Here is a 23,529-nt window from a genome sequence, read left to right as displayed (position 1 = left end):
GTCGTTCAGCCCTGCGGGGGCTCCATTCGGTAGCCGTGCCCCCGTAGCGTCGTGATGTGCGGAAGGCGCGGCCTGCCGGGTGCGGAGGACTCGGCGGCTTCATGGAGGCGTCGGCGCAGGGCGGCCATCGTCACGTCCAACGTCTTCGTAGGGCCGAACCAGTTGGCGTCCCAGACCTGAGCCATCAGGTCCTCGCGGGACACGACCGTGCCGGCGCGCTCGGCCAGCGCCGCGAGGAGGTCGAACTCCTTGGGCCGCAGGTCGACGTCGTTCCCGCCCACTGTGCACCGCCGGGACACCGTGTCGACGGTCAGGTCGCCGAGCCGGATCGGGCGCGGTGTCCCCTGCACGTCGGCCGGCCGGCGGCGCAGGTGCGCACGGAGCCGGGCGAGCAGCACGCTCAGGCTGAACGGCTTGACCAGGTAGTCGTCGGCGCCCGAGTCGAGTCCGGCGATCACGTCGATCTCCTCGCTGCGGGCGGTGAGGATGACGATCAGCAACTCGGGGAATTCGGCACGCAGTTGCCGTGCGACGTCCATGCCGTCGATGTCCGGGAGCCCGAGATCGAGCAGCACCGCGTCGTGGCGGGTGCGCTCGGCCTCGGCCAGCCCCGCCGACCCGGTGCGGCACCACGTGGAGGCGTAGCCGCTGCCCAGCAGGCCGGTGTGGAGGTGCCGTCCGATGGTGTCGTCGTCCTCGATGACGAGGACGCTGGTCAGGTGCGGGTGGTGCGGGGCGGTCGGACGCATGCCTGAAAGGCTAGAGCCTGTCACAGTTCGCGGAGATCTTCGACGGCCGGACGGGAGGACCTTCGGGCACTGCCAAGTGCGGCTCCGGCGATCGCCACCAGGGCGGTCCCGGCGGTGAGGGCGAGGTAGCCCCAGGGGACGGCGACGTGCGCGGGAGGCGGGTCGAAGACTCCGGTGAGGACCTTGACCAGCATCTGCGACAGGGCCCAGCCGATGAGCGCGCCGCCCATCAGGCCGCCGCAGGCCGTGACGGACGCTTCGCTGAGCACCAGGCCGTGCAGTTGCCGCCTGGTCGCACCCAGGACCGAGGTGATGGCGAAGGTGCGGCGTCGCTCGGCCAGCCCCAGGACCAGCACGATACCGCCCGCTCCGGCCGCCAGGAGGATCGCGAAGAGCAGTTCGATGCGGGTGAGGCCGGCCAGGTCGACCGAGGTCAGGCTGGAGCCGACTGCGTTGCGGGTCTGGGTGATGTCGGTGACGGTCGCCGAGGTGCCGAGCGTGTGCCGCAGCCGGTCGGCGACGGCCTTCTGGTGCGTGCCGCCGGTGTCGACGAGGAACGTCCCGACGGCGTCGTTCCCGGACACCTTGGCGACGTACGCGGCGTTGGCGACGAAGAAGCTGTCCTTGGGGGCGGTGGGGAACTCCTTGACGACGCCCGCGTAGTGGAAGGGGACGGTGTGCAGGGCCTTGGTCCTGGCGTCCTGCAGCCGCAGGTTGACCAGGTCGCCGGGGGAGAGCTGGAAGTCGTGCACGGTCTCGGCGCTGACCAGGAGGGAGTCCGGCCGCGACGCGAGCCTGGCGAGCAGGTCCCTGGCCGAGCCACCGGAGAAGTAGGCGTCCTGCAGCGCGGTGGCCGAGCCGATGCTGCCCGGCCGTACGCCGTACAGGTCCTGGAGGTCGGACCCGACGTACGCGAACCGGTGCTGCATCGGCTCGACGTGCCGCACTCCGGCGACCCCGGCCATGGCGCCGGCCGCGTCGGGCGGCGTGTCCGCACCGGGCGAGGCGGTGACCGTGACATCGGCGCCGTTCGTCAACTGGGCGTCGGCTTCGGCCTGCTGGCGGTACGTGGCGTTGAAGGTGGCGGTCGAGACGGCGAAGGACAGCGCCAGGGCGAACAGGACCACCGAACGGGCCAGCGGCCCCCGCCGGCGCATCATGCCCGCCGCGGTGGTGCCGGCGAGCGTGCCGGTCAGCGGACGCGACAGGCGGACCAGCAGCGGCCGGCCGTACGTGAGGGTGAGTGCCGTCACGCGCCACAGAAGGAGGGCGCAGCCCAGCCACAGCAGTGCCGGACCCAGGAACGCCCAGTAGGACACGGAGATACTCGCCACGCCCTCGGGCGCGAGGACCAGGGAGTAGTGGTTCCCGCTGGAGGCCCGGAAGATCAGCAACGACACGGCGAGCAGCACGACGTCGAGTCCGAGGCGCATCCACCACGGCGAGCGTCCCCGACGGCCGATGACCCGTCGCGCCTGGGCCACCGTGCCCGCTCGCAGGTCGCGCACGGCGGGCACGAGGACGATCAGTGCCGCGATGAGGAGCCCCAGCGCGAAGGCCGCCCCGGACCAGAGCACGGCCGAGCCGGCCGTCGCTCCGAACGAGGCCGTGCCGAAGGCGAACCGGCCGGTCAGCGCGGCGATGCCGAGGCCGAGCAGCCCGCCGCACACGCCGACGACGATCGCCTCCAGGGCTGCCAGCGTCCCGACCTGGCGCGGCCTCAGGCCGCGTGTGCGCAGGAGAGCCTGTTCGGCACGTCGGCGTTCGGTGCCGGATCCGGCGACCGCGGCGGTGAGCGCAGCGGCGAGGACGACGCCGGGGGCGCCGAGGAACAGGAAGAGGATCTGCGCGTAGAGGGCGTCCTCGCGGGCGGCGCCCAGCGCCGCGCCCAGGTTGTCTCCGACGAGCGCGCCGCCCGACGTGCGCGCCTCCAGGTTGCGCGCGGCACCCGTGACCGCGGTGTAGGCGGCCGCCGGATCGGAGGGCAGGCCCGCGTCACGGGTGACGTGGATCTGCGTCGTGACAGCGGCCGGTCCCGCCGCCTTCGCCAGCGCCGCGAAGGCGGGCGCCGGCAGCAGGACGACGTTGTCCGGTGGCGCGGACGGCTGTGACTGTGAGGGCGCTCCCACCTTCTGGAACAGCGAGTCGGCCTGCGGCAGGTCGACGACGCCGTCGACACGTACCCGTGTCGGACCGGCACCCGGCAGATTCACCGTGACCGTGTCCCCGGGCGCCGCGTGGAGGTTCGCCGCCGTCTGCTGGGCGAGTTCCACACCTCCCGGATCGCCGGTCAACTGGCGGATCTGCTGCGGGAACGCCGAGGCGTAGCCGTCGGGCACGCCCAGGGCCACGCCCGGACCGGTGCTCTGCGTGGAACCGCCCGCCCGGGCCTGGAAGCCGGAGGTGCGGACGAATCCGACCGGCAGCGCCTTTTCCACGCCCGGTGAGGAGCGGATCGTGGACAGCACCGCCGCGGGGTCCGCGCCGGGTTGTACCTCGACCTGCCAGTCGACGGCCACCGACCGCGCGGCGCGCGCGGTCATGGTGCCCTTGGACGCGGTCAGGAACGAGCCGAGGGACGCCGCGAGGGCGACGGCGAGCGCGATGCCGACGGCGGTCGCCGCCAGCCGGCCCAACCGCCTCCTGACCAGTCCGGCAGTCCAGGTGATGATCATGGCCGTGCTCCTTGTGTGCCGTGGGGGTCCAGCAGCCTGCCTTCGTGCATCTCCCGCCGCACGGCGAGACGGTCGGCGACCGCGCGGTCGTGGGTCGTCACCACCAGGGCGGCGCCGATCACGTCGACGGCGCTCAGCAGCACGTCGATGACATGGCGGGCGGTCGCCCGGTCCAGCTGGCCCGTGGGCTCGTCGGCGAGGACCAGCCGCGGCGCCTGCGCGAGGACCCGGGCAACGGCCACCCGCTGCGCCTGACCGCCGGACAGCTCCTCCGGCAGGCGCAGCGCGAGGTCGGCGATGCCCAGCTCCTGGAGGGCCCGTCGTGCACGGCGCTGCGCCTCGCCCTCCCGTACCCCGGCCAGGACCAGGGGCAGCGCCGTGTTCTCCACGACGTCGAGCGCCGGGATCAGGCTCGGTCCCTGGAAGACCACGCCGATCCGGTGCGGCGGGACGCTCCCCCCGGTCCCGGTGCCGAGAGCGGGCCACGACACCCGGCCGCCGCTGGGCCGCTCCAGTCCGGCGAGCAGGTGCAGCAGCGTGGACTTGCCCGACCCCGAGGGCCCGACGACCCCGATCCGGTCACCCGCGCGCACCTGGCACGTCGCTCCGTGCACCGCGACGACGGCGGCCGGCCCCCGGCCGAAGGTCCGGGCGGCATCATGGCACTCCACCAGGACGTCAGCGCTGGTCATCGCGGATCCTCCCGTCGTGCAGGGCGACGACCCGGTCGGCGATGCGTACGGCCTCGGCGCTGTGCGTCACCAGCAGCACCCCGCGGGAGGCATCGGCGCGGGAACGCAGCAGGTCGAGCACCCGCTGCTCGGTGGAACCGTCGAGCTCGCCGGTCGGTTCGTCGGCGAGCAGGACATCGGGGTCGTTGGCCAGCGCCACGGCGAGTCCCGCGCGGGCCAGTTCACCGCCCGACAGCTCCCGGGGCAGGGCGTGACCGCGGTGCCCCAGCCCCACCTGCTCCAGCAGCTCACCCACCGGCTGCTTGCTCTTGCCCGGTGCGGCTCCGCGGGCGAGGCGGACGTTCTCGACGACCGTGAGGTGGGCGATCAGGTTGCCCGACTGCGTCACGACACCGATCCGGTGCGCCCGCAGGCGGGCCCGCTCGGACTCCGGCCGGTGGCTGATGCGCTCGCCCCCGATGTGGACGCTGCCGCCGGCGGGCTCGTCCAGACCCGCGAGGCACGCCAGCAGCGTGGACTTGCCGGACCCGGAGGGGCCGACGACCGCGACGGTCTCACCACGGCGGACCCGCAGGCTGACCCCGCGCAACGCGAGGGTCTCCTCCTCTCCCGCGCGGAAGAACCGGTACAGGTCCCGCGCGTCGAGCGCGGCGGCGTCCGAGACGGTGGTGGCGTTCACCGTCCCTGCCAGGTGAAGGAGTCGGACACCAGCCGCCACGGATCCACGTTGTCCGCTCCCACGGGCCCGGACAACGTGAGGTCGACTTCGTGGCCACCCCGGTGGAAGGCGTACCGCTCGAACGCGTCGCGGACGACCTTCCCCGTGACCGGGTCGGGAGCCGAATCGCCCTGGTAGGTGAGGAGGACGACCTGGCCGCCCTTGCGGGAGACCGTCGTCACCTTCGGCGAAGCGAACCCCGGGACGCTCTTGCGCAGCGCGGGCACCACCGTGGAGGAGACCGAACCTGGGGTGGGCGCAATGCTCGCGGTGACCGGCGCGATCGTGATGCGGTTGAGCTTGTCGGTGAACACGGTGACCGCGCCGCTCCCGGTCCGCGCCCAGCCTTCGGGCACCTTGACGGTGAAGCCGCCGTTCGCCGGCCGGAAGTCGATGTACACCTGGTTGTCAGGGATGTCGCCCGCGGGGTTGCTTTCCGCCGTCCCGGGCGCGGGGCCGCCGCCGTCTCCAGCGGATGCGGACGCCGCAGAGGTCACGGTGCCCACGGGCGCACCGGTGCTGCCGGCGGGCTTCGCCGAGCCGCCTGAGGAGCCGCAGCCTGCCGTCGCCGCCGCGACGACGACCGCGGCGGCCGGGAGGAGGAGTGTGCGTCGCTTGGTCATGCCTGCAAAGCTAGGGACGGGACGGTTAGCGCCATGCCTGCTGAGGGTTAGACGAGGGCAAAACCGTGGCACCGGCCGGACCACCCTTCATGATGTGGTGCATGAGACAGCGAGTGGTCCGTGTGGCCGTGGCAGCCGTGCTGATCGCCCTGGTCCTGCTGGCGCTGCCGCTCGTCGTGGGCATCCGGTACGCCTACTTCGCCGACGAGCGCGGCGAGTTGGAGCGTGACGCCTTGGCAGCGGCGGTACGCGTCAGCCCCCAATTCACCGCCGGCGACCCGGTCGAACTGCCCCGGCCCGCCGAAGGCACCCACGTCGGGGTGTACGACGCTGCGTTGCGCCTGAAGGCCGGCTCCGGCCCGCCGACCGCGGACGTCACCGCCCGCCGCGCGGCGGCCGATGCCACGGTGAGCGAGCACACCGGCGGCCAGATCGTCGTCTCCGTACCGGTGACCAGCAATGAGCAGGTCATAGGGGTCGTCCGCGTCGCCACGGACGCGCAGATCGTGTGGAACCGGGTTCTGCTGGCGTGGCTGGCGCTGCTGGGCGTGGTCGCTTTCGCTCTCGGTGTCGCCGTCCTGGTCGCGCGCCGTCAGGCCGCCTTGCTGTCGGCCCCACTGGAAGACCTCTCCGCCGCCTGCGTCGCCACGGCGAGCGGCGACCTGTCCGTCCGGGCCGCCGGAAGCGACATCGCCGAGATCGACCAGGTCGCCCGGACCCAGAACGCCATGGTCGCCGAGCTCGCCCGCCTCCTGCAGCAGGGGCGGCACTTCGCGGCGAACGCCTCACACCAGTTGCGGACACCGCTCACCGGTCTGCAACTCGGCCTGGAAACGGCGCTGGCCACTCCCGGTGCCGACCTCCGGGCGGCTTCCGAAGAGGCACTGGCGCAGTGCGCCCATCTGCGTCACACGATCGACGAGGTCCTCCGCCTGGCCAAGGCCGACCAAGGTCTCACCGACACCGTGACCCGGTCGGCGTCGGACGTGATGGACCGCGTCGAGGCGCGCTGGCACGGCGCGTTCGCCGACGAGGAGCGCCGCCTTGCCGTCACCCTTCAGCCCGGGACCGAGGATCTGCCCGTACCGGAGCGGACCGCCGCACAGATCCTCGACGTGCTTCTGGACAACGCCCGCATCCACGGCACCGGTCGTGTCGACGTCACCGTGCGGGAGACCGGTGGTGCGCTGGCGATCGACGTCGCCGACGAGGGCACCGTGCCCATGTCCTCCACGGCCCTGTTCGAACGGGGTGCGACGACGGGCGATGGCACCGGAATCGGCCTGTCGCTCGCCCGGGATCTCGCCGAAGCCGCGGGCGGACGGCTCACGCTGGCGAGCAGCCGACCCACCGTGTTCACCCTGCTGCTGCCGCAGCCGGACTGACCCACTGGCCGGGGCTCGGTGGAGACCCGTACGCCGCCGGCGTTGGCTTGGACGATCCCGGCGACATCCAGGTCAGGGTGGCGTACTCCGGGGCGAAGCTGCTCTGGCGCAGGGCGGCTCGGGGGCGGTTCGGCCGTGGTCACGAAGTGGCCTCCAGGGGGAGGACAGTGCTGCTCGGCGTCTCCCCAGGCCAGCGGCTTCCCGCACGCATTCACCCAGCCCACGACCCGGGCCGACAGAATGTGACACCTCCCGGCTCTCGATGGGCAAGGATGGCGCGATGAAGCTTCTCCTCACCTCCGGCGGCGTCAGCAACGCGAGCATCCGCGAGGCCCTCGCCGGCATGCTGGGCAAGCCCATCGCCGAGTCCACCGCGCTGTGCATTCCCACCGCGATGTACGGCATGCTGCCCGGGACCGCGGTGATGACGTGGCGGCAGATCGCCGGGCAGACGCCCACGCCCATGGTCGAGCTGGGGTGGAAGTCCGTGGGCATGCTGGAGTTGACCGCGCTGCCCAGCATCGACGAGGAGAGCTGGGTCCCGTTGGTGCGGGAGACCGACGCCCTGCTGGTCTGCGGCGGCGACGTCCTGTACCTGCACCACTGGATGCGGGAGTCCGGCCTGGCGGACCTGTTCCCGTCGCTGAGCGAGACGGTCTATGTGGGACTGAGCGCCGGCAGCATGGTGATGGCCCCGCACGTCGGCGAGGAGTTCGTGGGCTGGAAGCCGGCCGCCGGCGGCGACAGCGCGCTGGGCGTGGTCGGCTTCTCGATCTTCCCGCACCTGGACAACGCCATGTGCCCGGAGAACACGATGGCCGACGCCGAGAAGTGGGCGGCACGCGTGCCGGTGCCGGGGTACGCGGTCGACGACGAGACGGCCATCAAGGTGGTGGACGGTGCCGTCGAGGTCGTCTCCGAGGGGCACTGGCGGCTTTTCGAGCGCTAGCGCCGCTCCGCGCATGGTCGCGGAGAGGCGTCGGCGGGTGGTTGGGCCTGGCGGCCGGGTGCCGGAGCCGGAGGCGTCAGCCGTCCAGCCGACGGCCCATCAGGACGTCGTCCACGTATGCGCCGTCCAGCAGGAACTCCTCCGGCAGCACGCCCTCCTCTTGGAACCCGCACCGCTCGTACAGCCGCCGCGCCGGGATGTTGTGTCCGAGCACGCGCAGTGATATTCGGCGGGCGCCCTGGGCACGGGCGGCCGCGCACGCGGCCTCGACCAGGGCCTGCCCGACTCCGCGGCCGCGAACGTCGGTGGAGACCTGCAGCCCCTGGATCTGCCGGACATGCTGGTTGCTGGCGAGCGGGGTCGGCGGGACCTGGCGGACGTAGCCGACCACCCGGCCGGCGAGTTCTGCCACGAGGAAGGGCTCCACCCCGTTCCGCTCGTCGAACATCGGCGCGTCCTCGGCCCGCTGCGGCGCGACCTCGCTCAGCCAGGACCAGCCGGCCCGGTCGAGCGCGATCAGCGCCGGGCCGTCCGACTCGCGGGCGGGACGGATTCTGAGATCATCATTCGGCACGGCGACATGCTAATCCTGCGCCGACAAGCCCATGGCTCGACCTGGTTCCGGTGAAGGTCACTGCGTCGTTGCGGCGGCCATCCGAGGAACCCGTCCGGCCCGGCGGGGCGGGCCGCGCGGGATGCCTCGCGCCGCCGAGCGGGCCGGCGCGAGGCATCGGAGGGTGAGGGTGTCAGCCGTCGTGCCGGTGGCCGTCGACCACGTGATGTCCGGCGAGTCCCTCCAGGTAGACGTACTCGCCGTCGGTGTGCGCGCCGTAGCCCTTGGCCTTCGTGCCGTTCCAGGCCAGCTTGCCGTCGACGAAGACCGAGATCTGCCGCCCGTAGGTGGGTACCGCCACGCGGCCCTCACTGCCGTCCGGCGCGGTGAGCTCCGCGTGGTACGTCCCCTGCGCCGGGTCGACGCGCCACGACGCGTCGACCGGGCCCAGGGTGGTGGTGATCCGCCCCTGGGCGAAGGTGAGGTCGGCGGTGTGCGGGACGAAGTCGAAGGCGCGGCCCCCGGCGCTGGCCGGCCGCAGTCCCAGCACGTAGGACGTGAGCGCCGTGGTCGGCCCGGTCGCCCAGGCGTGGGCGAGGCTGACGTAGGTGCTGCAGATGCAGCCGTCCGGGCGTGACGACTCCCAGAAGGTGCTGCCGGTGCCCAGCGGGTCGTCGAGCATGGCGCCCCACTGCCGCCGGATCAGGTCGACTCCCGCCTGGTCGGCGGCCGCTCCACCGGCGGCGAAGTGGGCGTTGGCCTCCATGGAGCCGGCGAAGACCCCCAGGTTCCCCTTGTTCTCAGGGGAGGTCGACCCGCGGTCGTTCCAGTTGGTCGTGAGGTACGCGCTGACGCGGCGCGCCTGGCTCTGGTCGGCCAGGCCGTACCACGCCGCGAGCGCGTTGCCGTCCTGGGCGTAGACGTCCGAATCGGGGTAGAACCGGTACGCCCCCTTGTTCTCGTCCCACAGGCGGCTGTTGATCGCGGTGCGCAGGGCCGCGGCCCGTTGCGCGTAGGACCGGGCGAGCGCCGCGTCGCCCTCGACCTCTGCCAGCTGCGAGCCGGTCGAGAGCACGCGCCACATCAGGACGTTGGCGATCAGGTTCTCGCCCTTGGGCAGGATCCGCACCGAGTCCGAGGTCTGGGTGATCGACAGCAGCCCCTGGTCGTCCATCTTCGGGCTGATGTAGTCGACGCCCCGCTTGTACTGGTCCCAGATGCCGTCGACCCACGTCCGGTCGCCGGTGTACTGGTAGTAGTCCCAGGACGCCGCCAGGGTCCACAGGTGGTAGGTGTCCGACCCGTACTTGTTCATCATGGGCCCGGAGTACGGCAGTTCACCGGTGGACTTCTGGTGCTGGTAGAGCGTGGTGAGGGAGTTCCTGGCCGACTCGGTGTCGTCGAAGGCCGCGTAGGCGGAGGGGATCTCGATGCCGAGGTCGCCCGGCCACACGGTGCGGTCCCGCTTCGCGCCGTCCACCAGGATGCTGTCGCCCACGCCCACGTCGCCGGTGTTGTCCCACGTCTCGGCGGGAGCCTCCCAGACCCGTCCGGTCTGCGGGTCGATGGTGTTCAGCTGGATCGTGTAGGCACCGGCGTACCAGATCCTGTTGAGCAGGTCGTCACTGGAGTAGAAGTAGTTCGCGTAGGCGCGCGGGTCCTTCATCTTCGGTGCCGCGGTGAAGTACGCGGAGACCCCGTCGAGGTCGACGCCGCCGGCCGAGTCCATGAACACGGTCAGGTACCGGAAGCCGCCGCGCAGGTTCTTCGCCGGCATGGTGTAGGTGGTCGCGCCGTCCACGTCGGCGTACAGCGCTCCGTCACGGCTGCGTGGACCGCCGGTGGAGGCGTCGCTCGTGGTGCTGACGTACTGCGAGGACTCGTTGAACGCCAGACCCACGCGCTGCGGGCCGTCGGAGGCGGCGAAGTGGAGCGTGACCAGCCCGCTGACGTCCTTGCCGAAGTCGAAGGTGACGGTGGAGCCGGTGCCGCTCAGCCGGGTGGACCCGCCCGAGAACGCTCCGGAGGGGTCCGTCACCGATCCCGTGGTGCTCTGGACGGCCACCGGCGCCAGGGTCCGGGTCTGCGGGGAGAAGTTGTAGGCGTCCCAGGGATGCCCTGCGGCCGAGGACGGGGTCGCGGTCTGGGCGGGGGTCGCCCCGGCGGCCAGTTGCGGTGCGAGCAGGGCCATCGCCACGAGCGCGGTCGACGTCGCGGCGGTGAGGGCGGTCCGGTGTCTGCTTTTCCAGGTGGTCACACATGCCTCGCAAACTGGCTGAACGCGGGAACGGCCGACAGCACGAGACGGTGCGCGCCTGTGCGTACCTGCCCACGATGGGACGATGGAACTGAGTGAATCGTTTTAACGAACCGGGACGCTATAGCGAGGAGTTGACGCCGGTCAAGCATGGCGACAAGGAATGTCTGACGGCTTGGACGACGGCCGGGAGGAAGTGAACGATTCAATACCCGCTGCCGCTGCGGCACCGTGGTGCACGGCACCAGGTGTAGGCGAGGATGGCGGGGGACACGTTCCTTACGGGCGACGGGGGAGAGGAGCGCGGTATGTCGACGGCGGCATTCCGGTTCGCGGCACTTCAGGCGCAGGACCCGGCGGAGCTGGGGGAGTTCCGACCGGTGCGGCGGCTCGGTGAGGGCGGAATGGGGCAGGTGTTCATCGCCTTCTCCCCGGGCGGGCAGCCCGCCGCCGTGAAGGTGATCCGCCCCGAGTTCGCGAGGGACGCCGAGTTCGGGCAGCGGTTCGCGCGGGAGGTGCGGGCCGCGCAGCGCGTGCGGGGCGCCCATCTCGCGCCGCTGCTCGACGCCGATCCGCAGGCCGAACAGCCCTGGCTGGCCACGGCGTTCGTCGCCGGCCCGACCCTGCGGGACCTGGTCACCGGGCGCGGCCCGCTGCCCGCGCCGCAGGTGCTGCTCCTGGCCTGGGGCATCGCGCACGCCCTCGCCGACATCCACGCCGCGGACGTCGTGCACCGGGATCTCAAGCCCGGCAACATCATGCTGGACGAGACCGGGCCCAAGGTCATCGACTTCGGCATCGTGAAGTCGCTGACCCAGTCCGTGACGTACAGCAGCCACTCCACCCGCGTCGGCACCCCGCTCTACATGTCGCCGGAGCAGGCCATGGGCCGCACGGTCAGTGCGTCCTCCGACGTCTTCGCCCTCGGCTCCACGCTGTACTTCCTCGCGACCGGCCAGGAGGCGTTCGGCGCCGAGAACGAGTGGGCGGTCGCCCACCGCATCGTCGCGGACGACCCGGACCGGTCGGCCATCACCTCGACGCCCCTGGGGACACTGATCGCCGCCTGCCTCCGGAAGGAACCCGGCGAACGCCCCACGGCGCGTCACGTCCTCGAACAGTGCGAGCGGGAACTGGGCGACGAACTGGGCCCTGGCGCCTGGATGCGGATCACCGGGGCCCGCGAGGCGATCCAGGAGCGCACCGGGGCGCTCCGCGCACTCACCGGGGCGCACCCGGACTCCGTGGTCACGGTGCCGCGCGGCCCGGACCTGCCCAGGACCCGGGTCGCCGAGCCGCCGTCCGCGCCGCCCGAGGAACCCGCGCCGAAGCGTTCCTCCCGAGCCGTCGCGGTGCATCTCGCCAAGGTGGTGCTCGCGGCCGTCGTCCTGCTCTGGGCCACGTTCCTGCCGGTCATGACGGAGACGTGGACGGAAAAGGCCGGCGGCCGCCAGGCCGCCAGGGTCACCGAGTCCTTCGACTGGCACCACCCCTGGGCCTCGGCCTCCACCGGCCTGACCGACGTCCACGCGGACTGGATGCTCGTCCCCATCGGGGTCTTCGGCACCCTCGCCCTGATCGTCTGCGCGCTCGTGTACCTGCTGCGGCTGTCCCCGGACTCCGACGACCGGGCGTGGTCCGCGGCCGCCGGAGCGTTCGCCGTCGTCTGGCTCGTCGCTCTGGCCGCCATGTCGATCTTCCTGATCGTGATGACCCTCGGCGCATCGGTCGGCGACGACAATCCGGCGTACCGGATCCGGTCCGTCCTGCGGGCCGGCGGCTGGCTGGTGCTGCTGGCCAACGTCATCGTGGCGGAGGCCCTCGTCCGCACCCGGGCGCGGCTCGGCAACCGCCCCGCCCAGGCCGCCTGAACCCGGCCGCGGACGCGGTCCACGGCCTCGGCTTCGGCCGAGGCGACATCCAGGTGCCGGAGCTGTGACCGTCTCGATACGTTTCTATCGCATCATGCGCACCAAATGACGCCTGTAATAAGTAAGTTGAACGGGTAAGTGATCGCGGGTCCGGGCTGCCTCCTGGGGCTCGTCGCATCCATTGCGGCGAACCTCGTCGACCAAGGAGGCCAGGTGAGAGTGGCGATGGCGATTCGCCCGGGTTCCGCCCTCCGCGCCGGCGGAGGAGTGCGTGGGTGCCCGAAGAGGTGCTCCACGTGAGGGGACAAGAAGTGAGGAGGCTGCGTGCAGCCTGAACGCGTGTCGGAGCTCTCGGATCTGTTAACGCGCGCACGCAGAGCCAGAGCGGGCATGGGCAACGCTGTCATGGTCCAGTCCGTCTCGGGAATGCACTGCTCCGCCCTGCTCGGCGAGGTGACCGAACGGGTGCGGCGCCTGGGCAGCGTGGTCCTGAGCCTGTCGTGCTCGCCGTCGGACACGCACAGCCAGTTCGCCGTCGTCCGCCGGATCGTGGCCTCCTCGCTCGAGTTCGCCGGCAAGGACAGGATCATCGAGGACGAGGGGCTGCTGCGCAGGGTGGTCGAGGGCTCGGTCCCGGTCGACCACCAGCTCTTCGAAGCGCTGCGGGAAGGTTTCACCCAGGCCGCGCGCCGGCATCCGCTGGTGGTCGTCGTCAACCACATCCAGTGGATGGACGAGACCTCGCTGCGCTGGTTCGGCGTGATGGTGCGCCACCTGAACAACCTGCCGGTCTTTCTGATCCTGGCCCATCGCACGGACGAGACCCCGGTCGACCGCTCGCTGATCGACGAGATCTCCAAGCGCGACCGGTGCCACACCGTGACCCTCAGCCCGCTGTCACCGCAGAGCGTGCGTGACGTGGTCGGGTCCGCCTATCCCGGGCAGCGGTGCGACGACGCGTTCGTGCAGGCCTGTGCCGATGCCACCCTCGGCCGTCCGTCCCGCCTGGACGGGCTGCTGGCGTCCCTGAGCGCCGACTCCGTGCCTCCCCGGGCCTCGCACATCGAGCAGGTGCGGCGATGCGGTGAACGGCTCCAGGCCGAGGCCGCCGCCGCCCGGCTGCTGCGCCAGCCCGCCGACCTCCAGGAGGTCGCCGCGGTCGCCGCGGTCCTCGGCGAGGAGGGCAACTGCGCGGTGATCGCGGACATGCTCAACATGTACGGGGACACCATCTCGGGACTGATCGAGGGGCTGACCCGGGTGGGGGTCTTCCGCGCGACGGGGGACTCCGAGCGGTACCGCTTCAGCAACGCCGAGCTGCGGAGCCTCGTTCACCGGGACATGCCCGCCGACGCGCGACGCACCCTGCACATGCGGGCCGCCCGGCGGCTGAACGACCTGGGTGCCCCGCTGCACCAGGTCGCCAAGCACCTGCTGCAGGCCGACGTGGCCGGGGACGCGTGGGCGTGCGGTGTCCTGAAGGAGGCCGCGGACGACGCCCTGAAGGCCGGCGACCCCAAGACGTGTGCCGAGTACGCGCGGCGGGTGCTCCGGGACTCGGTTCCGGAAGAGGTGCGGGCCGAGGTGCTCTGGCTGCTGGGCCGCGCCGAGGTGCTCTTCGCTCCCGCGGCCGCCGATCGCCATCTGGGCGAGGCAGTCCGCCTCTTCTCCGATCCGGCGCGCCAGGCCGGGGCGATCGTGGAACGCGCCTACGCGCGGGTGCTGCGGCAGGGCAGTGCCGAGTCGACGCTGCGTCCGCCCCTCGCCGCGCTCGCCCATGTCGACAAGAACGCCTTCGCCGAACTCGGCGACACGGAGTTGAGCCTGAGCGTGCAGTCCCTGACCTGTACGGGGCCGGCCCGGGACTTTGCGCCGGTCCCGGAGGTGCCCGGCTGGCCCGCGGTGAGCGACACGCTCGGCATCACCCCCGGCGAGCGGGAGCTGCTGGCGTCCGTCGGCGGCGATCTGGCCTGCCGGTCCGAGCCCCGCGACGTCCCGCTGGAGCTGGTGCAACGGGCACTGGCGGGGGAGCGGCCGGCCGGCAGCGCCTCGATCGTGCTGCTGCTGCGATGTATCACCGTCCTGACGTGGGCAGGGCATCTGCGTGAGGCGCAGTACTGGGCCGACCACATGCTGACCGGAGCGCTCCACCAGGACGCGCTCTTCCCCCGGGTGATCGCCCACTGCCAGCGCGCCGACATCGCGTTGCGGATGGGCGATCTGCCGGTGGCGCTCACCGAGGCCAAGCGGGCGCTGGTGCTCACCACCACCCACCACGAGGTGAAGAGCTGCCACGCCGTCGCGCTGACCGCGGTCGCCAGGGTCCGGGGGGCCATGGGCCACTACGAGGAGTCCGTCGGCCTGCTGCAGGGACTCCACGACCTGCCGGCGAGCGCCCTCGGCATTCGCGGCATGTTCCGCCTGAAGTCGGGGGACCACCGGCGGGCACTCACCGACCTGATGGAGTGCGGGCACAGGCTGGAGGCGCTGGACATCGTCAACCCCGCCCTCAGCGCGTGGCGCAGCTGCGCGGCGCTGGCATGGAAGGGGCTCGGCAACGACGCCGAGGCCCGCCGGCTCGCGGAGAAGGAGGTCGAACTGGCCCGGCGCTGGGGCGATCCCGCGGCCGTGGGCCAGTCGTTGCGCACGCTGGGGGGAGTGACCTCGGGGGCGGCCGCGGAGCGTGCGCTCGCCGAGTCCGTGTCGCTGCTCGAACAGACCGACGCCCGCCTCCAGTTGGCGCTGTCCCTCGTGGCGGCGGGCAAGGCGCAGGGGCAGAAGGGTTCTCTCGCGCAGGCCCGGCAAGCGCTGCGCAAGGGCATGCTGCTCGCCGAGGAGTCGGGGGCGCAGTCGCTCGTGGCGGAGGCGCACAAGTCGCTGCTCGCCGCGGGGGGACGGCTCCGGCGCACCCCGGTGTCCGGGCTCCCGGCCCTCACTCCGACCGAGCGTCGCATCGCCGCGCACGCGGCCGGCGGGAGGACCAACAAGAACATCGCCGAGCTGCTGCACATCACCCCGCGCACCGTCGAGGTCCATCTCACCCGGGTCTACGGCAAGTTGTCGATACCCGGACGGAACGCCCTGCCCGACGCGCTGGGCCCGACGTAGCGCCCCCGGGCACTGATGCGTGCGGCCCGGCGCCCCACCCCTGGTGGGAGGCCGGGCCGCACGGCGAGCGCTGCAGGGCCTACCGGCGACCCACCACGGCGAACCCCAGCAGCAGGACGAAGCCGTCACCGGCCACGAAGCTCTGCCAGGCGGTCATCGCCCGGACGTAAGCGGTCATGCTGAGGGCTCCCCGTTCGACCAGCGGCAGCAGCCGCTCCGGGGACAGCTGCGGCTCCAGGGCCGCGAGCCCCACCTCGTCGCTGGTGTAGGCGAACGGCCGCACGGTCACGTCCGTGTAGCCGGCGTCCCTGAGCGCGCGCGGCAGGCGCCGGGCGATCAGCCGGTCCCCGCCGTCCGCGGACTGCGCCGCGCCGAGCGCGCGGAAGGCCTCCTGGGAGAACGCCGACATGTCGGGCTCCGCGACTCCCCATAGCCCGGCGTCGATGTCGATCACGGCCAGGTGCCCGCCCGGCCGCAGCACCCGGCGCAGTTCCCGTGCCGCCGCAACCGGCTCCGGCAGGTGCTGGAAGACGTACCGGGACAGCACCAGGTCGAACGTCCCGTCCGCGAACGGCGTGTCGCCGATGTCGCCCTGCAGCAGCTCCAGTTCGGCTCCGGCCGTACCGCGGGCACCCGCCCGCTCCAGGAGCCCGGGGTGCGCGTCCAGCCCGACGACCCGGGTCCCCGGCAGGGCGGCGCTCAGTTCGGCGGTCACCGCACCGCTTCCGCATCCCGCGTCCAGCACCGCCCCGCCCCCGCGGGGAGCCAGCGGCTCGAGGATGCGCCACTCATGGGCCCAGGTCAGCGACGCCTGGTGCTCCAGGCGCTCGACCTCCCTGTCGAACCCGCCCAGTTCCCTCTCCGGGCGGTAGCTGCGGGCGCCCGGCGCCACCGGCTGTCCCGTGTCACCCATGGCGCCGCTCCACCTGCATCAGCAGACCGTCACGCGGACGCAGCGTCACCAGTGCCTCGGGGACCACCGTGGTGCCGGGCGCCTGGGTCAGCCGGAGCCGCTGCATGACGACCGTGAGGACGAGCATCGCCTCCGTCGTGGCGAACGCCTGCCCGATGCAGACCCGGGGACCGCCGCCGAACGGCAGGTACGAGTGCCCAGCCCGGCTGTGCTGGCGCTCCGGCGCGAACCGCTCGGGCCGGTACTCCTCCGGCGCCTCCCAGTGCTCCGGATGCCGGTGCATCGTCCACGGGCTGACGCACACCAGCGTGCCGGCGGGGATGCGGAGCCCGCCGAGCACGTCGTCGTCCACCGCCATCCGGGAGATCAGCCACACCGGGGGGAACAGCCGGACGGCCTCGTCGAGGCACTGCCTGGTGTAGGTCAGCGCGGACAGGTCCTCGGCGGTCGGCAGCCGGCTGCCCACGACCCGGTCGACCTCCTCCCGGACCCGCGCCGCGTGCTCGGGGTGCCGGTCGAGCAGATGGAGCGTCCAGCTCAGGGCCTTCGCGGTGGTCTCGTGTCCGGCCATGACCATGGTCAGGACCTGGTCGTGCAACTCCCGGTCGGACAGGGCGTCGCCGTGCTCGTCCCGGGCACCCAGCATCGCGTCCAGCAGGTCCGCGTGGTGCCCGCCCGGGCCGGTCAGCCGCCGGGCCCCGATCATGGTGCCGACCACCCGGTCCAGGAAGGTCTTCGCACCCGAGTACGCCCGGAGCCGGGACCGGAAGTCCTCGTCCGCGGGCGGGGTCCCGTCGAAGTGCCCGATGAACCGGTTGATGTCGTCGACGGCCTGCCCGAACCCGCGTCCGGCCGCGGACAGTTCGGAGCCGAGCAGGGCGGATGCCACCACCCGGAGGGTCAGTGCCGTGAAGTCGTGGTCCACCCGGACGGTTTCGCCGCGGTCGGCCGCCTCGCCCCAGGCGGTGGCCAGGTCGACGGCCGCCTCGACCATCAGCCCGTCGAACGACTCGACCGCCACGCGCCGGAAGGACGGCGCGCACAGCCGCCGCTGGCGCTCCCACTGCGCGCCGTTGCTGGTCAGCAGCCCCTTGCCGAGCAGGGGGGTCAGCATGAAGTCGTCCGGCGTGCCGGCCTTCGTGTAGTTGGTGTAGTTGTCCTTCAGGATGTGCCGGGCCAGTTCTGGCGAGTTGGCGAACCACACGGTCTGGCCGCGCGTGACATGGCTGCACAGGTCGCCGTACTCGGTGGCCAGGTCCCCCAGGAAGGTGAGCGGATCGGCGCGGATGCCGGCCAGTTCCAGATCCTCCGACGGCCCCGGGGGACGGTCGTGGGAGCCGGCGGCTGCCGGGGCGGCGCCGGACGGGGAGGGACGGGGCATCACAGTCTCCTTCAGGACGGCAGGTCGGGGGCAGGAGCCCGGTACGGCCGGTCGCGGCTCGCGTACCGGGCGCCGGCGGACGGTTGGGGGCGTGCGCCGGCGCCTGGGGCGCCACGGGCGGTCGGGCAGGACCGGGCAGGCCGCGGAGCGGCACGGGGTCAGGACATCTGCCGCTGGACGAGGCGGAAGAACATGCCGTCCTCGTCCCGGAGCAGTTCGTCCGGGCTGCCGGCCTGCACCATCCGGCCGGCGTCCAGCACCAGCACCCGGTCGGCCCGCATCACGGTCGACAGCCGGTGGGCGATCACGATGCGGCTGGCGTTCAGCCGCCGCATACTCTGCGTGACGATCTCCTGGGTGCGGTTGTCCAGCGCGCTGGTGGCCTCGTCGAAGAAGAGGATGCGCGGCCGGCCGATCAGCGCGCGGGCGATGATGAGCCGCTGCCGCTGGCCGGCCGACAGCGTCGTCGCCCCTTCGGACAGGACGGTGTGCATGCCCATCGGCATCCGCCCCAGGTCCTCGTCGAGCCCGGCCATCTCGGCGGCCTCCCACGCCTCGTCGAGCGTGTAGTTGGCCATGCCGCAGATGTTGGACAGGATGCTGCCGGCGAAGAGCTGCCCGTTCTGCAGCACGACACCGCACTGCCGGCGGACGGCCGCCACGTCGAGCGAGGACAGGTCCTGGCCGTCGTAGAGGACCGCTCCGGAGGTGGGCTCGTCGAAACCGATCAGCAGCCGGAGCAGCGTGGACTTGCCGCATCCCGTCGGACCCACGATGGCGACGAACTCGCCGGGGCGCACCAGGAAACTGACGTCGTGCAGCACCGGCGGCGCTTCCTCGCTGTACCGGAAGCTGGCGTTGGCGACCTCGATCTCGCCGTACAGGTCGCCCGGGGACTCCTTGGCGTCCGACACCTCGGGCACCGCGGTGATCACCGGGTCCAGGCCCTCCAGGAGCGGTACCACGGCCGAGGCCATGGTGACGCTGCCGGTGATCTGGACGGTGGCCGCCAGCATCAGCCCGAACGCGCTGTTGAAGGTCAGGAAGGCGCTGGTGGACAGCTCATTCCTGGCCGGGCCGCCGACGAGGGCGAACAGCAGGAGCGTACAGATCAGCATGTAGCCGGAGTTGAAGACGGTGACCACGTTCTGCAGGCGCCGGGCGCGCGACGAAAGCCGCCGGGACTGGGCGAAGCCCAGGGCCCAGTGGGAGAACGCCCGGTCCTCCGCCACCGCGACGCGCAGCTTGGGCAGGCCGCCGAGCATCTGGAAGAGGACGCCCGCCAGCTTGTGGTCGTGCTCGGTCAGCCGCTTCTGCCACTTGGTCTGCTTGATCCCCACGAGCAGGCAGAAGCCGCCGCCGGCGAGTGCCAGGGCCAGCGCCATCAGGGCCAGCGGGACGCTGTAGAAGAACAGCAGGGTCATGTTCGCGAGGAACCCCATGACGCCCAGCACGACCTGGGCGGTGATGCCGGAGAGCACGTCCCGGATGGTGCTGATGCCCATCGCGGAGTTGCTCAGCTCACCGGTGGAGACCTTGGTGAAGAACCCGGTGGGGAGCCGCAGCAGCCTGTCCCACACCGCGGCCTGTGCCCGCCCCTCGAAGCGCCCCTCCAGCCGCAGCAGCGACAGGTTCTGGACCGCCGAGAGCACGGCCGAGAGCGCCGCCGCGGAGAACAGGACGACGCACACCTGCGTCACGGGTCCCCGGTCGGCGTGGGGTACGAAGACTCCGAGCACCTTACCGGTGAGCACCGGGATCAGCAGGCCGAGCAGGGCCGCGGCGAGACCGAGGCCGAGCATCGCCGTCGCGTCCCGGCCGCTGCCACGCAGACCGAAGCGCAGCAACTCGCCCCGGGCCAGCGGCTTGTCCGGCAGCGGCGGGTAGAACATCCACGCCGTGGACTCGATCCGCGAGGCGTACGAACGGCCGACGGCCACCGTCTTGCCGCCGGGCTCCCGCGCCTCGTACCGGCCGCGCCGCCAGATGAGCGCGACCGGGGTGCGCCTGGTGCCGGCGCCCTCCTTGCCGTCGGAGGTCTCCGTGACGAGGTGGGCGAACAGCGGCCCGATGTCGGTACGCCACCAGGTGCCCTCCAGGTGGATCTCCCGGCTGCGGAACCGCGAGGAGACCGCGATCCGCTCCACCGGGCCCAGCCGGGAGTCGCCCGCCTCCGACGTGGAGCTGCGGTTGACCTCGACGCCCGAGGCGGCCCCGACCACGCGGGCCACCGCAAGGTACTCGTCCTGGTCGGCCGGGTCGAAGTCGCCACTGGCCGAATGCCGGAACGGGTCGAGTACGGAGATCAGGGCGCGCGAGGAACGCTGCAGCGTCTCGGCGTCCATCTTCCGGCGCTGCCGCATCTCGCGGCGGGACGTGGCCCGCTTGCTGATCATCCGGTCCGTCAGCCGGCTCATGAGCAGGCGCTGCTGGGACTGGACCTCGAAGGCGAAGTCCGGGTCGGCCAGGACCTCCGAGGTGCGGAGGACACCGACCACCGCGCCCTTGTCGGAGCGCACCCAGTCGGACTCGGTGACCAGGAACCGCTTCGCGACGCCCCGCCCGGGCCAGCCGACGGTGGCGAACGCGTCGGGTGAGGACTGCTGCGGGGCCTGCTGTCCGTACGGAGCGGCAGGCGGGGCCTGCTGTCCGTACGGAGCAGCGGGCGGGGGCGGCGGCGCGGGCTGCTGGGGCGGGGGCTGCTGCGGCGGGGCCTGCGAGGCCCCGTCGTCCTCGTCGACGACGTCGGTCAGGGCGAGCGCGACGGAACCTCGGATCACCTGGATCCAGAGCGCGCCGTCGACCGAGCGCGCCTCGGACCCGGGCGTCAGCCACGTCCGGCGTGAACCGGCCTGCCCGCTGGTGCCCTCCGTCTCCAGCGGCACGAACTCCCGCGGCGGCAGTGCGGTGCGCACCGCGTCCGCGAGCGCGATGAAGCCGTTGTCCAGGCCGTCCGCCAGGTGCGTGGCGAGCCGGCCGGCCGGTCCGCCGCCGCCCGGGTACTCGCTGAGTCCGACCCCCGGGACCGCGGCGACGAGCGCGTCGCTGAGCATGCAGGAACGCACCGCCCCGCCGGGCAGCGGTTTGCCGACGAGGGTCGGCCCGTCCGGCCGGGCGCCGCACAGTACGGTGCCGGTCCCGACGCGGCACAGGAAGGTCCAGCGCCCGCCCTCGTCCGCGCTCGCGGCGAAGAGGTCCAGCATGCCCTCGGTGACGAACCAGATGCGTGCGGGGTCGTCCAGCGCGAAGACGCTGTCCGACCGCGGGGTGAGGACCTGGGTGATCGCCGACAGGTCCAGCGCGTCCGAGCCGAAGCCCATCGGGAAGAACGATGTGGTCACGGCGTCACTGCTCCCGGATCAGGTCGGCGTACAGGCCCTCAGCCCCGACGAGCGTCTGGTGCGTGCCGCGCTGCACGACCCGGCCATGGTCCAGGACGAGGATCTCGTCGCTGTCCCGGACCGTCGACAGCCGGTGCGCGATGATCACGCACGCGCAGCCGAGCCGGCGGAGGTTGTCGTCGATCTTCTTCTCGGTCTCCGCGTCCAGGGCACTGGTCGCCTCGTCCAGCACCATGACGCCTGGCCCGCGTACCAGCGCGCGGGCGATCTCCAGACGCTGCCGCTGGCCGCCCGAGAAGTTGGAGCCGCCCTCGGCGACGAAGCTGCCCAGGGTGCCCGGCCGGGAGGACACGACGTCGTAGACGGCCGCGGCGCGCAGCGCCGCGACGATCCTCTCGTCGGGGATCGACGTGTCCCACAAGGTGACGTTCTCCCGGATCGTCCCCTCGAAGAGGAAGATCTCCTGGTCGACGAACGCCACCGAGTTGCCGAGCGTGTCGCGGGCGTACGCCTTGCGCTCCAGGCCGTCGAAGAGGATCTGCCCGGACCACGGCTCGTACAGACCGGCGATCAGCCGGCTCACGGTGGACTTCCCGCTGCCCGAGCCGCCGACCAGCGCCACGCGCTGGCCGGGCCGCACGGTCAGGTCGAAGTCGCGCAGCAGCGGCTCGCCCAGCGGGCTGTACCCGAAGGTGACACCCCGCAGCTCGACGCTCGCCGCGCTGCTGGGACGGCGGGACCTGGCCGGCGTGGTGGCGGGCTGGCCCGGGATCTGGGGCGGTTCCGGCGCGCGTGCGGGGGTAGCGCCGCCCAGGGGCTCCCGGTCGGTGAAGTCCGTGGCGATCGGGAACCGTTCGATGTCCTTGAGCCGGTTGATGTCGGCCGCGACGTCCTGCACCCGCGGACCGAGGTTGGTCAACTGGGAGACGGGACGGGTGAAGTTGGTCACCAGCGTCTGGAAGGCGACCAGCAGACCGATGGAGATGCTGCCGTCGATCGCCTTGAGACCGCCGATGAGCAGGATGCAGCCGCTGTCCACCGCCGCGAGGAGCGGGGGTACGACACCGAGCAGCGCGGTGGGGGTGCCGAGGACCTGCGATCCGGAGACCACCTTGGCCTGGAAGCCGGCCCAGCGCCCGAAGTAGTCGTTCTCCGAGCCCGACGCCTTCATCGTCTCGATGAGCTGCAGGCCGTTGAACGAGGCCGCGGTCAACCGGGCGCGGTCCGCACGGAGTTTGGACACCGCGTCGGCGCGCAGCCGGGAGACCAGGCGCAGCACCACGATGTTCAGCAGGGCCACGCCGACGCCGATGAGGGTCAGCTCGACGTCGTAGGTCCACAGCAGGATCGCGTAGAAGACGACGAGCAGCGCGCTGACCGCGGCGGTCGCCACGTCACGGGACAGGATCTCGGCGACCCTGTCGTTGGAGGTGACGCGCTGGGAGATCTCCGCCGGATTTCGTTGCGTGAAGAAGACGACGGGTAGTCGTACCAGGTGACGGACGACGCGGGCGGAACTTCGGATCGCCGTCGACGACTCCACACGTAGCAGATGGCTCTGCTGCAGCAGGGTCAGTACCAGTGTCAGTGCCGCCGACGCGCCCATCGCCACGATCAGCGGGGTGACGAAGGAGTGGTCGCCGTTGTTCAGCACCCGGTCGATGAACGCGCGGGTGAACGCGGGGACCGCGACACCGGGGACGATCAGCAGGATGCTGGCCAGCAGGGCGAGCAGCAGGGCGCCGCCGTTGCTCCCGTAACGGGAGTACAGGTCGGACAGCGCGCGCGGGCGGCGGCCGCCGCGCTGGAAGTCCGGGCCGCGCTCGAAGGTCAGGACGACACCGGTGAAGCTCTTGTCGAACTCCTCCATGTCGACCGTGCGCTTGCCGGAGGCCGGGTCGTTGAGGTGGACCACCTGGCGTCCGAGCCGGGTGCCCATGCCCTCGTAGACCACGAAGTGGTTGAAGTTCCAGAACAGGATCGTCGGCGGCCGCAGGTTCTTGAGGCGCTCGACCTCCATCTGGCGACCGCTGGCGAGCAGGCCGTAACTCCTGGCTGCGCGCAGCAGGTTGACGGCCTTGGCGCCGTCGCGGGAGACACCGCAGGCAGTCCGCAGCTCCTCCAGCTGGACGTGCCGCCCGAAGTAGCCGAGCACCATGCTGAGGGAGGCCGCGCCGCACTCGACCGCCTCCAACTGGATGGTGGTCGGGGTGTCGACGCGCATCCGGTTCCGGGAGCGGTCCTCACGCTGGCGTCGGTTCCGGTTCGACCGGTACTGCTGCCCTGGCCCGTTCGTGGCCTGTGGTGGAGTCTG

At 72.1% G+C, this 23,529-nt stretch carries 15 protein-coding genes; 4 read left to right on the top strand and 11 right to left on the bottom strand.

Annotated elements, in window-relative coordinates:
• Nucleotides 1–5 precede the first annotated feature (5 nt).
• Genes ACH4TG_RS20775 through ACH4TG_RS20755 form a run of 5 tightly spaced genes read right to left on the bottom strand, consistent with a single transcriptional unit; the run spans nucleotide 6 to nucleotide 5,457 of the window.
• Nucleotides 6–749 carry a response regulator transcription factor gene (locus ACH4TG_RS20775; RefSeq protein WP_398243862.1) on the bottom strand — a complete coding sequence of 248 codons (744 nt, stop codon included), beginning with the start codon at nucleotides 747–749 and terminating at the stop codon, nucleotides 6–8.
• Between the two features lie 20 nt (nucleotides 750–769).
• The gene (locus ACH4TG_RS20770) at nucleotides 770–3,424 is read right to left on the bottom strand and encodes an FtsX-like permease family protein (RefSeq protein ID WP_398243861.1); all 2,655 of its coding nucleotides are present in this window, start codon (nucleotides 3,422–3,424) and stop codon (nucleotides 770–772) included.
• Nucleotides 3,421–4,116 carry an ABC transporter ATP-binding protein gene (locus ACH4TG_RS20765; protein ID WP_398243860.1) on the bottom strand — a complete coding sequence of 232 codons (696 nt, stop codon included), beginning with the start codon at nucleotides 4,114–4,116 and terminating at the stop codon, nucleotides 3,421–3,423. The genes ACH4TG_RS20770 and ACH4TG_RS20765 overlap by 4 nt, the downstream gene beginning before the upstream one ends.
• Entirely contained in the window at nucleotides 4,103–4,795 is a 693-nt protein-coding gene (locus ACH4TG_RS20760; protein WP_398243859.1) for an ABC transporter ATP-binding protein, read from the bottom strand. Before ACH4TG_RS20760 ends, ACH4TG_RS20765 begins: the two co-directional genes overlap by 14 nt.
• A complete protein-coding gene (locus ACH4TG_RS20755; RefSeq protein WP_398243858.1) occupies nucleotides 4,792–5,457 on the bottom strand; it encodes a hypothetical protein in 666 nt (221 codons plus the stop codon). Before ACH4TG_RS20755 ends, ACH4TG_RS20760 begins: the two co-directional genes overlap by 4 nt.
• 101 nt (nucleotides 5,458–5,558) lie before the next feature.
• Between ACH4TG_RS20755 and ACH4TG_RS20750 the strand changes: the two genes are divergently transcribed.
• Together ACH4TG_RS20750 and ACH4TG_RS20745 are read left to right on the top strand one after the other, a co-directional pair.
• Nucleotides 5,559–6,842: a sensor histidine kinase gene (locus ACH4TG_RS20750; protein ID WP_398243857.1), complete on the top strand. Its 1,284-nt coding sequence runs from the start codon at nucleotides 5,559–5,561 to the stop codon at nucleotides 6,840–6,842.
• 280 nt (nucleotides 6,843–7,122) lie between these two features.
• Nucleotides 7,123–7,791, top strand: a complete 669-nt coding sequence (locus ACH4TG_RS20745) for a Type 1 glutamine amidotransferase-like domain-containing protein (protein ID WP_398243856.1) — start codon at nucleotides 7,123–7,125, stop codon at nucleotides 7,789–7,791.
• Nucleotides 7,792–7,867: 76 nt separating this feature from the next.
• Here ACH4TG_RS20745 and ACH4TG_RS20740 read toward each other — a convergent pair whose 3' ends face one another.
• Complete coding sequence (locus ACH4TG_RS20740; RefSeq protein ID WP_398243855.1) at nucleotides 7,868–8,365, bottom strand: GNAT family N-acetyltransferase; 498 nt, start codon at nucleotides 8,363–8,365, stop codon at nucleotides 7,868–7,870.
• Nucleotides 8,366–8,537: 172 nt separating this feature from the next.
• On the bottom strand, nucleotides 8,538–10,601 hold the full coding sequence (locus tag ACH4TG_RS20735; RefSeq protein WP_398243854.1) for an alpha-L-rhamnosidase C-terminal domain-containing protein: 2,064 nt from the start codon (nucleotides 10,599–10,601) through the stop codon (nucleotides 8,538–8,540).
• A gap of 308 nt (nucleotides 10,602–10,909) precedes the next feature.
• Between ACH4TG_RS20735 and ACH4TG_RS20730 the strand changes: the two genes are divergently transcribed.
• Both ACH4TG_RS20730 and ACH4TG_RS20725 read left to right on the top strand, forming a co-directional pair.
• The gene (locus ACH4TG_RS20730; RefSeq protein ID WP_398243853.1) at nucleotides 10,910–12,472 is read left to right on the top strand and encodes a serine/threonine-protein kinase; all 1,563 of its coding nucleotides are present in this window, start codon (nucleotides 10,910–10,912) and stop codon (nucleotides 12,470–12,472) included.
• A gap of 324 nt (nucleotides 12,473–12,796) precedes the next feature.
• Nucleotides 12,797–15,580 (top strand): LuxR C-terminal-related transcriptional regulator, encoded by a 2,784-nt coding sequence (locus tag ACH4TG_RS20725; RefSeq protein ID WP_398243852.1) that lies wholly within the window; start codon nucleotides 12,797–12,799, stop codon nucleotides 15,578–15,580.
• Nucleotides 15,581–15,659: 79 nt separating this feature from the next.
• On the opposite strand, the gene ACH4TG_RS20720 is transcribed toward ACH4TG_RS20725, so the two are convergent.
• The 4 genes from ACH4TG_RS20720 to ACH4TG_RS20705 all read right to left on the bottom strand — a co-directional run bounded on the left by ACH4TG_RS20720 (nucleotide 15,660) and on the right by ACH4TG_RS20705 (nucleotide 23,439).
• Entirely contained in the window at nucleotides 15,660–16,493 is an 834-nt protein-coding gene (locus ACH4TG_RS20720) for a class I SAM-dependent methyltransferase (protein WP_398243850.1), read from the bottom strand.
• Complete coding sequence (locus ACH4TG_RS20715) at nucleotides 16,486–17,874, bottom strand: cytochrome P450 (protein ID WP_398243849.1); 1,389 nt, start codon at nucleotides 17,872–17,874, stop codon at nucleotides 16,486–16,488. The genes ACH4TG_RS20720 and ACH4TG_RS20715 overlap by 8 nt, the downstream gene beginning before the upstream one ends.
• A 158-nt stretch (nucleotides 17,875–18,032) precedes the next feature.
• Complete coding sequence (locus tag ACH4TG_RS20710; protein ID WP_398243848.1) at nucleotides 18,033–21,215, bottom strand: NHLP bacteriocin export ABC transporter permease/ATPase subunit; 3,183 nt, start codon at nucleotides 21,213–21,215, stop codon at nucleotides 18,033–18,035.
• A gap of 4 nt (nucleotides 21,216–21,219) precedes the next feature.
• Nucleotides 21,220–23,439: an NHLP family bacteriocin export ABC transporter peptidase/permease/ATPase subunit gene (locus tag ACH4TG_RS20705; protein ID WP_398243847.1), complete on the bottom strand. Its 2,220-nt coding sequence runs from the start codon at nucleotides 23,437–23,439 to the stop codon at nucleotides 21,220–21,222.
• Between the last annotated feature and the right edge of the window lie 90 nt (nucleotides 23,440–23,529).

This window comes from Streptomyces sp. NPDC020917 (assembly GCF_044333795.1).
Lineage (GTDB): Bacteria > Actinomycetota > Actinomycetes > Streptomycetales > Streptomycetaceae > Actinacidiphila.
This window is presented reverse-complemented; position numbering and strand designations above follow the sequence as displayed.